The 10196-nt window shown below is 65.1% G+C and carries 7 protein-coding genes and 2 pseudogenes; 8 read left to right on the top strand and 1 reads right to left on the bottom strand.

Features of this window, described 5'->3' with window-relative positions; all coding sequences use genetic code 11:
• Window positions 1-556, top strand: a pseudogene (locus JOY90_RS01755) (D-alanine--D-alanine ligase); the annotation flags it as partial.
• 151 nt (window positions 557-707) lie between these two features.
• Here JOY90_RS01755 and JOY90_RS01760 read toward each other — a convergent pair.
• A complete protein-coding gene (locus JOY90_RS01760; protein WP_291689455.1) occupies window positions 708-905 on the bottom strand; it encodes a hypothetical protein in 198 nt (65 codons plus the stop codon).
• Between JOY90_RS01760 and JOY90_RS01765 the strand changes: the two genes are divergently transcribed.
• From JOY90_RS01765 to JOY90_RS01795, 7 genes and pseudogenes are all read left to right on the top strand, one after another.
• On the top strand, window positions 905-1951 hold the full coding sequence (locus JOY90_RS01765; RefSeq protein ID WP_291689456.1) for a cell division protein FtsQ/DivIB: 1047 nt from the start codon (window positions 905-907) through the stop codon (window positions 1949-1951). The two genes, JOY90_RS01760 and JOY90_RS01765, sit on opposite strands and share 1 nt — an antisense overlap.
• Window positions 1948-3270 carry a cell division protein FtsA gene (gene ftsA / locus JOY90_RS01770; RefSeq protein WP_291689457.1) on the top strand — a complete coding sequence of 441 codons (1323 nt, stop codon included), beginning with the start codon at window positions 1948-1950 and terminating at the stop codon, window positions 3268-3270. The genes JOY90_RS01765 and ftsA overlap by 4 nt, the downstream gene beginning before the upstream one ends.
• Before the next feature lie 87 nt (window positions 3271-3357).
• Complete coding sequence (ftsZ, locus tag JOY90_RS01775) at window positions 3358-5172, top strand: cell division protein FtsZ (RefSeq protein WP_291689458.1); 1815 nt, start codon at window positions 3358-3360, stop codon at window positions 5170-5172.
• A 352-nt stretch (window positions 5173-5524) separates the two neighbouring features.
• The gene (gene lpxC / locus JOY90_RS01780) at window positions 5525-6484 is read left to right on the top strand and encodes a UDP-3-O-acyl-N-acetylglucosamine deacetylase (RefSeq protein ID WP_291689459.1); all 960 of its coding nucleotides are present in this window, start codon (window positions 5525-5527) and stop codon (window positions 6482-6484) included.
• A gap of 258 nt (window positions 6485-6742) precedes the next feature.
• The gene (locus tag JOY90_RS01785) at window positions 6743-7633 is read left to right on the top strand and encodes an outer membrane protein assembly factor BamD (RefSeq protein ID WP_291689460.1); all 891 of its coding nucleotides are present in this window, start codon (window positions 6743-6745) and stop codon (window positions 7631-7633) included.
• Between the two features lie 83 nt (window positions 7634-7716).
• On the top strand, window positions 7717-9387 hold the full coding sequence (gene recN / locus JOY90_RS01790; protein ID WP_291689461.1) for a DNA repair protein RecN: 1671 nt from the start codon (window positions 7717-7719) through the stop codon (window positions 9385-9387).
• Between the two features lie 48 nt (window positions 9388-9435).
• Window positions 9436-10196 (top strand): annotated as a pseudogene (locus JOY90_RS01795) (hypothetical protein); the annotation flags it as partial.

A 10196-nucleotide genomic window follows, 5' to 3' on the forward strand; every position in this document is an offset into this window, starting at 1 on the left:
GGACATCGAGCAGGCATTCGCCGAATATGGCCGACTGATTGCCAAGCCGACCCATGACGGGTCGAGCTACGGCCTGATCTTCGTCAACGCGAAGCAGGATCTGGTCGCCGTCCGCAATGCGGCGAAGACCGAGGAATACGTCATCGAGCCGTTCGTCGCCGGCGTGGAAGCGACCTGCGGCGTGCTGGAGCAACCCGACGGCACGATGTTGGCGCTGCCGCCGATCGAGATCGTGCCGGGCGATGGCAATTTCGACTACGCCGCCAAATATCTCCTGAAGTCGACCCAGGAGATCTGCCCCGGCCGCTTCGCGCCCGAGGTCACCGCGGCACTCATGGACGAGGCAATGAAAGCCCATCGGGCGCTGTCCTGCGGCGGCTATTCGCGGAGCGATTTCATCGTCTCGGAGCAGGGGCTCGTCTATCTCGAAACCAACACCTTGCCGGGCCTGACCAAGGCCTCGCTCTATCCGAAGGCGCTGAGGGCGCACGGCATCGGATTTGCCGATTTCCTGCACCAGCAGATCGCGCTTGCCGCGCGGCGCGCGCAGAGATAGCGGGCAGGCCATGGAACCCGGTGGAACCGGAACCCGGCAAAAGGCCGGTCGGTAAAATCCTTAACATTTCGCAGCAAATGCCTCACGGCGCGCTGGAAAAATAACCTGTCTGCCCCGGGTTTTACCCTTTGTTTACCAGGACGTCAGAAGGTTAACGCGGCGGCGCATGACATTCGGCTGCCGGGATGCGGGCTGCCTGCGGATTTCCGCTTTCAGTCGGCACCTTGAGGGAAAGGGAGGCCTTCACTGCCTTCGCGAACTTGAGCCCCGGCGCGGCCGCAATGTCATCTGGCGTGTGCCAATAACCCGCGAAGTATTTGCGGGCACCGTATTTGACGAGCTCGTGCAATGGATGCTGCAGGACGCCTCGCCCGATCGCTGCGATCGCTGGGGCCCCAAGCCGACCTGAAGGCGGCCGCGATTGGCGCGGCCGTGCTGCTGCGCGAGCATGTCGATCGCCGCTGGTCCAGGATTGCGTCCGAGATTGCGTCCAAGATCACGCTCAAGAGTACCTACAAGCCTCCGCTCAGGTCGGCGTCCAACCCCGTGATCGAACGCCAGCCGTCGCCGCGCCTGGTGCTGTGGGTCGAGCGCCACGTGCCGCATCGCGCCGGCGTCGCCGCCACCGTGCTGCTCATGCTCGCCAGCGCCGCCTTCGGCATCATCAGGGGCGGCCATGTCGAGGAACTGAGCACAGCTTTCAGCGACAGCCGCAACGCGCTCGCCAATTCGGTCGGCTTCCGGATCACCTCGGTCGCGATCAACGGCCGCAAGCAGCTGAGCCAGGACGAGGTGCTGGCGGTCGGCGGCATCAATGGCCGCACGTCGTTGCTGTTCCTCGATGCCGCTGCCGTGCGCGACCGGCTGAAGGCCAATCCGTGGATCGCGGAAGCCACCGTGCTCAAATTCTATCCCGGCGCGCTGCAGATCGACATCGTCGAGCGTTCCGCCTTCGCATTGTGGCAGCAGGACGGAAGGCTTTCGGTGATCGCCGAGGACGGCGCGGTGCTCGAGCCCTACGTGTCGGGACGCTTCCTGACCCTGCCGCTGGTGGTCGGCAAGGGCGCCGAAACCCGGGCGCGGGATTTTCTCGCGCTGCTGTCGCGCTATCCGCAGGTGCGCAGCGTCACCCAGGCCATGATCTATGTCGGCCAGCGCCGCTGGAATCTGCGCCTGAAGGATGGTCTCGACGTCCGCCTGCCTGAACATGATGTCGGCAACGCGCTGGCGGCGCTCAGCCGACTCGATCAGGAAGAAAAACTGTTCTCCCGCGACATCGTCGCGGTCGACATGCGCTTGCCCGACCGGGTCACGGTGCAGCTCTCGGACGATGCCGCCAAGGCCCGCGAGGATCTGCTCAAGCCCAAGAAGAAAAAGACCGGGGACGCCGCATGACCGGTCTCAATCACGCCCAGACCCCGAAGACGCGGCCGATGCCGCAGAAGCGCACGGCGCTGGTCGCCTCGCTCGACATCGGCACCAGCAAGGTCGCCTGCATGATCGCGCGGCTGAAGCCATGCACGCCGAGCGACGCCTTCCGCGGACGCAGCCACGCCGTGGAGCTGATCGGCTACAGCCAGATCCAGGCGCGCGGCATGAAGGCCGGCGCGGTGGTCGATCTCGCCGAATGCGAGCAGGCAGTGCGCCAGGCCGTGGCGCTGGCCGAACGCATGGCCAAGGTCCGGGTCGAATCGGTCCTGCTGCCGGTCGCCGGCGGCCGGCCCATGGGCCAGATGATCGAGGCCGCCGCCGATCTGCGCGGCGGCGCGGTCACTGCCGCCGACGCCGGCCGGGTGATCTCCGCCGGTATGCGGCACGCCACCGGCGAGGGCCGCACCGTGCTGCACGCGCTGCCGGTCAGCTACTCGCTCGATGGCGTCAAGGGTATCCGGGATCCCCGGGGGATGCTGGCCCGGCGGTTCGGCGTCGAGATGAACGTCGTGACCACGGACGCCACCGTTGCGCGGAACCTGATGCTCGTGGTCGAACGCTGTCATCTCAATGTCGAAGCCATGGCGGCGAGCCCGTATGTTGCCGGGCTTTCGGTCCTCACCGACGACGAGGCCGATCTCGGTGCCGCCGTGGTCGAGATGGGGGCTGGCACCACCACCATCGCGATCTATTCCGGCGGACGGTTCGTGCACGCTTCCGGGTTCGCGGTCGGCGGCCACCACGTCACCATGGACCTTGCGCGCGGCCTCTCGGCATGCATTGCGGATGCCGAGCGAATCAAGACGTTATATGGCACGGTGCTGACCGGCGGGTCGGACGCGCGCGAGTTGATGTCTGTGCCTACGGCCGGCGACAACGAGCGGGATATTCCGCAGATCGTATCCCGTGCCACGATCGCAAACATCGTCCGGCACCGCGTCGAGGAGATTTTCGAGATGGTCCGGGACCGGCTTGCGGATTCGCCCTTTGCAGCGGAGCCCAAGGCGCGCGTGGTGCTGTCCGGCGGCGCCTCGCAGCTCACCGGCATTCCCGAACTCGCCACCCAGATTCTCGGCCGCCCGGTGCGGATCGGCCGACCCCTCGGCTTCGGCCGGCTGCCCAGCGAGGCGAAGACCGCCTCATTCGCGGTGCCGACCGGGCTTCTGGTCTATCCCCAATACGCGCACCTTGAACACGTCGAACCGCGGCATACGCGGCAGCTCAAGACAGGGACTGACGGCTATTTCGGAAAGGTCGGAAGATGGCTTCGCGAGGGCTTTTAGTGACTGTTTTCCGCACCATACGATTTTCACCAACTCCCGCGGCCACCGGCCGGGGCGAACTCACGCGCGCGTGATCGAGAGGCGAACATGGCACTCAACCTTACTCCCCCAGACATTCACGAGCTGAAGCCTCGCATCACTGTGTTCGGCGTTGGTGGAGCAGGCGGTAACGCGGTCAACAACATGATCACGGCTGGCCTGCAGGGCGTCGATTTCGTCGTCGGCAACACCGACGCGCAGGCGCTCACGATGTCGAAGGCGCAGCGCATCATCCAGATGGGCACCCAGGTCACGCAGGGCCTCGGCGCAGGCTCCCAGCCCGACGTCGGCGCCGCCGCCGCGCAGGAGGTGATCGACGAGGTCCGCGACCATCTCTCCGGCGCCAACATGGTGTTCGTCACCGCCGGCATGGGCGGCGGCACCGGCACCGGTGCCGCCCCTGTGATCGCCAAGACCGCGCGCGAGATGGGCATCCTCACCGTCGGCGTGGTGACCAAGCCGTTCCACTTCGAAGGCCAGCGGCGCATGCGCACCGCCGAGTCCGGCATCGCCGAGCTGCACAAGGTGGTGGACACGCTCCTGATCATCCCGAACCAGAACCTGTTCCGGGTCGCCAACGAGAAGACCACCTTCGCCGACGCCTTCGCGATGGCCGACCAGGTGCTCTATTCGGGCGTCGCCTGCATCACCGACCTGATGGTCAAGGAAGGCCTCATCAATCTCGACTTCGCCGACGTGCGCGCCGTGATGCGTGAGATGGGCAAGGCGATGATGGGCACCGGCGAGGCCCAGGGCGAGAAGCGGGCGCTGACCGCCGCCGAAGCCGCGATCGCCAACCCCTTGATCGACGATTCCTCGATGAAGGGCGCCAAGGGCCTGTTGATCTCGATCACCGGCGGCAAGGACCTGACGCTGTTCGAGGTCGACGAGGCTGCGACCCGGATCCGCGAGGAGGTCGACCATGACGCCAACATCATCGTCGGCGCGACCTTCGACGAATCGCTGGATGGCATCATCCGCGTCTCGGTCGTGGCGACCGGCATCGACCAGGCGCCCGGCGTGCGTGCGGCCCAGACCTCGGTGCCGCTGACCCCGATCGCACAGCCCGCGCCGGCCGGCTCGCCGCCGGAGAACCGGCTTGCCGACCTGACGGCCCGGCTTCGCGCCGACAATGCCCGTCTCGCGGAGCGCGCCGCCAAGCTCGAGGCCGCGGCCCAGAGTGCGCCGCAGCCGGCTCCGGCTGCTCCGGCGCCGCGTCTTCCCAACCAGAACGTCGAGCGCGCCGCGCTGGCGGCGATCGCCGCCGCGGTCGCGCCCGAGCCCGCGCCACCCACGGCGCCGATGCAACCCGTCGCCTATGGCGACGTCATGGTCCGCCCGATCGCGCAGAAGCCGTCGCTGTTCCCGGAGCCCGAGCTTGGCCGCGCCGAGGTGATCGAGCAGGTCGCGCCCGAGACGTTCATTCCGCAGGCCGCCGAGCGGTCGCCGGTGCGCACGCCCCGGATGCCCAAATTCGAGGAGCTGCCGATGCCGGCGCAGGCCGAGCTTCGGCAGGCCCGCGGCGAGATCGAGGATGACCATCCGCAGAAGACCCGGCTGTCCCTGCTGCAGCGCCTCGCTAATGTCGGCCTCGGCCGCCGCGACGACGAGAACGAGCCGCCGATCGCAGCCCGGGCCTCGGGACCTGCGATGCCCGCGATGCCGCCGCTGCCCCAGCCGAAGCCCAAGCAGCGCACGGTGGCGGAGCAGATCGCGGCCCATGAGTCGCCGATCTCGGAATATGCCCGCCGCCCGGCGCCGCAGGGTCTGGATACCCACGGCCGTCCCGCACCTGTTGCGCCAGCGCCACAGGGTGACGACCATCTTGATATCCCGGCCTTCCTGCGCCGGCAGTCCAATTAGCAATTGTTACAGTCCAACCGTTAAGGGAAGGCCCCGATAAAGGTAAATCGGGGCCTTCCCCTGAGGTCGATTGCGATTTGTTGGCTTGACCTAAGATACTGTAATAAATGCGGTAATCCGGTTGACCGAAAGTCGTTGGCAGCGTCTATCCCGCAGTAGTGGTCGTTCCAATTTGGTTAACCTTTGGCGCGAATACGGCAGAGATAGGGTAACAATCCGTAAAGAAGCGTGAGTTGAGCTCATGAGGCCAAGGACTATGGTCCGCCGTGACTCGGGGACACCTACGGGACGAACCGATCCCAAAATGTAGGGGTCGGTGAGATTTCCGCGGTGGGTCGTGTGGGGCTAAGCGATGAAATTCAGCCGGCAAACTACGCTTCGTTCGCAAGCCACCGTCACGGGCGTGGGCGTTCATTCCGGCTCTTCGGTCAATCTCACCATCGGACCTGCATCGGCGGATGCGGGTTTTATTTTTGTCCGCGCCGGCTGCGATGGGTATGATCGCGAGCTGCGCGCCAACCATCATTCGGTCATCGCGACCGATTTTGCCACCGTCCTGGGCGACCGCGAAGGACCGCTGGTCTCGACGGCGGAGCATGTGCTGGCTGCACTGCGGGGGATGGGCGTCGACAATGCGATCATCGAAGTCGATGGCCCCGAGGTTCCGATCATGGACGGCAGCGCGGCCGCTTTCGTGTCTGCCATCGATCAGGCTGGCGTTGTCAGCCTCTCGGCGCCCCGCCGCTTCATCCAGGTGCTCAAGCCGGTCCAGGTCGTGATGGGGGATTCGCTCGGCGAACTGCGACCTTATTCCGCAGGCTTCCGCGCCGAGGTCGAGATCAATTTCAAGAACCCGCTGATCGGCTTGCAGAAATATACGCTCGAGCTCAGCCCGGAAGGGTTCCGCCGCGAAGTCGCCCGTGCCCGCACCTTCGGCTTCATGAGCGACACGGCGCGGCTGTGGAGCGCGGGCTTCGCGCTCGGGGCTTCGTTCGAGAACTCGGTGGTGTTCGACGAGGACCGGCTGCTCAACCCGGAAGGCCTGCGCTACAGCGATGAATGCGCGCGCCACAAGGTGCTCGATGCGGTCGGCGACCTCGCGCTGGCCGGGCTGCCGCTGCTCGGCGCCTATCGCTCCGTGCGGGGCGGCCACAAGCTGAACCATGCCGTGCTGACCGCCCTGATGGCCGACCGCAGCGCTTGGCGGGTGGTTGAGGCCGACACCGTGCGCCGTCCGCGTACCCATGCTGAGGCTGTCGGCGGCATGGTGGGCGGCAGGGTTGCTCCGGCCTACGGACCGGAGATGTCCTGAGCGGTTTCCGCTTCTTGACGGATTTTGCTCCGCCATTTTTTCAATTTGCCACCTAAGTCCCTGATAAACCCGGAGGTATCCGGGCCGCCTTAATGCCGGCGAAATGCCTGCCTATGCGGTTGGTTACCGAGGTGTTTTCGGGTAGGTAGGGGTCCGTGGCCGGGCGGCAGGCGTCATGCGCACGGGAACGGATGCGCTTCCGTTCGGTGGAGGCGCGCGGATCGTAGGCATCGCTCACAGACGTCAGGTTCCAGGCTCATGTCGATACAGCGTGTGACGAATGAACGACGCAGGATGTCGGCCGGCATGAGGCGGCTGGGCCTTGCGTTGTCGCTCGTCGTGCTTGCGCTTCCCTTGAGCGGCTGCGGCACCGGCGCGCTCTGGGACAAGTTCCTGGCCAAGGACGACACCTTCGTCGATCAGCCGGCGGACAAGCTCTACAATGAGGGCTTGTACCTGATGAACGAGAAGAAGGATTCGAAGGCGGCCTCGAAGAAGTTCGAGGAAGTCGACCGCGAGCATCCCTATTCGGACTGGGCGCGCAAGTCGCTGTTGATGTCGGCCTACTCCTATTATCAGTCCGGCGACTACGACAATTGCATCGGCTCGGCGACCCGCTATGTGACACTGCATCCCGGCAGTCCCGATGCGGCCTACGCGCAGTACCTGATCGCCGCCTCGCACTACGACCAGATCCCGGACGTTTCCCGCGACCAGGGCCTGACCGAAAAGGCCATGCAGGCCTTGGAAGAGGTGATCCGCAAATATCCGACATCCGAATATGCCGTGAACGCCAAGGCCAAGCTCGAAGGCGCGCGCGACCAGCTCGCCGGCAAGGAAATGGATATCGGCCGCTACTATATGAAGAAGAAGGACTACACGGCTGCCATCAACCGCTTCAAGACCGTGGTCACGCAGTATCAAACCACGCGCCATGTCGAGGAGGCGCTGGCGCGCCTGACCGAAGCCTATATGGCGATCGGCATCGTCGGCGAGGCGCAGACCGCGGCCGCGGTGCTCGGGCATAATTTCCCCGACAGCCGCTGGTACAAGGACGCCTACAACCTGGTGAAGTCCGGCGGCCTGGAGCCGAGCGAGAACGAGGGCTCCTACATCTCCAGGGCGTTCAAGAAGCTTGGTCTCGGTTGATTTAGCGTAATTCAGGGCTCGCGGGAGCGAGCGGCGCCCTCTATCTTACGCGCAGAATCATTCCGCGTGGGGTCTTTCCTGTCATGCTGGCGCGTCTGTCGATCCGCGACATCGTGCTGATCGAGCGGCTCGATATCGAGTTCTGCCGGGGGCTGGCGGTGCTGACCGGTGAAACCGGCGCAGGCAAGTCGATCCTGCTCGATGCCTTCGCACTGGCCCTCGGCGGCCGCGGCGACGCCGGCCTCGTCCGTCACGGCGCGGAGCAGGGGCAGGTCACCGCCACGTTCGACGTACCGAAGGATCATCCGGCGACCGCGATCCTCGCCGACAACGGCCTCGACGACACCGGCGAGATGATCCTGCGGCGTGTCCAGCTCGCCGACGGCCGCACCCGCGCCTTCATCAACGACCAGGCGATCAGCGTCCAGACGCTTCGTGCGGTCGGCTCGGCGCTGGTCGAGATTCATGGCCAGCATGACGAGCGTGCGCTGGTCGATGCGGCCACCCACCGCCGCCTGCTCGACGCTTTCGCCGGCCTAGAGAAGGATGTCGCGGCGCTGGAGCGGCTCTGGGACGCGCGGCGCACTGCCAATGCCGCCCTCGACGAGCACCGCGCCGGCATGGAGCGCGCGGCCCGCGAGGCGGATTATCTGCGCCATGCCTCCGACGAGCTGAAGACGCTCGCACCGAAGGACGGCGAGGAGACGCAGCTCGCCGAACGGCGCACTGCCATGATGCAGGGCGAGAAGATCGCGGCCGACCTGCGCGAGGCGCAGGACGCGGTCAGCGGCGATCATTCGCCGGTTGCGGCATTGTCGGCCGCCGTGCGCCGGCTGGAACGGCGCGCGGCGAACTCGCCGGCGTTGGTCGAGCCCGCGGTGAAGGCCATCGACGTCGCGATCAACGCGCTGGAGGAGGCGGACCAGCATCTGACCGCCGCGCTGATCGCGGCCGATTTCGACCCGCTCGAGCTGGAGCGGATCGAGGAGCGGCTGTTCGCGCTGCGCGCCGCCTCGCGCAAATATTCCACCCCGGTCGACGCGCTGGCGGCGCTCGCCGGCAAATATGCCGCCGACGTCGCGCTGATCGACGCCGGTGCCGAGCAGTTGAAGAAGCTCGAAGCCGCGGCGTCCGAGGCCGACCAGCGTTATGGCGCGGCAGCGAACAAGCTGTCGCTGGCGCGCGCCAAATCCGCCGAGAAGCTCAACAAGGCGGTCAATGCCGAGCTCGCGCCCTTGAAGCTCGATCGCGCCAGGTTCATGACCCAGGTCGACAGTGACGAGAAAGCGCCGGGCCCGCAGGGCATCGACCGCGTCGAGTTCTGGGTGCAGACCAATCCCGGCACCAAGCCGGGGCCCTTGATGAAGGTGGCGTCCGGTGGCGAGCTGTCGCGCTTCCTGCTCGCGCTGAAGGTGGTGCTGTCGGACCGGGGCTCGGCGCCGACCTTGGTGTTCGACGAGATCGACACCGGTGTCGGCGGCGCGGTGGCGGACGCGATCGGTGCCCGGCTGGCGCGGCTCGCAAGCCAGGTGCAGGTGATGGCGGTGACCCATGCTCCGCAGGTCGCGGCCCGTGCCGACCAGCATCTCCTGATCTCCAAGGACGCGCTCGACCGCGGCAAGCGCGTCGCCACCCGGGTCAATGCACTGGCCGCCGACCATCGCCGCGAGGAGATCGCCCGCATGCTGGCCGGCGCCGAGATTACCGCCGAGGCGCGCGCGGCGGCGGAACGGCTCTTGAAGGCGGCGAGTTGAACCTCCGCGCGTCTTCAAATCTGTGGCGGCAAATGTTAGATTTATTTTATGAAAAAGAGCAAACCTGCCCGCGTGGAAGATGGTCTCCTGATCGGAGAATCTTCGGTTATTCCGAACGAAAAGTCTGTTGAAGTCAATCGTTTGGCGAAAGATTTCGCGAGGTTCTTAGATCAGTTCAACGCTAAGACGCTTGGAAGCGCTCTCTCAAAGCTTCCCAAGGGAACGTTGGATGAGCTGTACGTTTCATTCCATGATCAAATCGCGAAGGAGCTCACTAGTCGAAAGGCAAGTGAGCGAAATAGTGAACTGAGCAGACAGCCTATTCCGGGACTAACGAATGCCTATGAGAACTTGCGCACGTTTATGGGTATTCTGGAAAGTCAGTACAATACGTCTCTTAAGACGGACTACAGTGACGCCGAATACGACGCGTTGAAAGCTATCGTTGAGTTTCTACGAACTTTACGTCCTGAATTGCCCGCATCCGCGAAGGTTGGCGCAAAGCCGTCTGGAGCCTTCAAGAAAGTGCGACATGCGGTCCCGATGCTGTCGCTCGACAACGCCTTCATTGAAGACGACGTACGAGAATTTAGCAATCGCATAGTTCGTTTCTTGAGGCTTAATGACGATCGCATCGATTTTAGCGCCGAGCCAAAGATCGACGGCTTGTCGATGTCGCTGCGCTACGAGGGCGGTGAATTGATCACTGCTGCGACGCGTGGCGATGGTACCGAAGGTGAGGACGTCACTGCCAATATCCGCACGCTCGAAGACGTGCCAAAGCAATTGAAGGGCCGCAACGTTCCCGA

This window comes from Bradyrhizobium sp. (genome assembly GCF_019242285.1).
GTDB lineage: Bacteria > Pseudomonadota > Alphaproteobacteria > Rhizobiales > Xanthobacteraceae > Bradyrhizobium.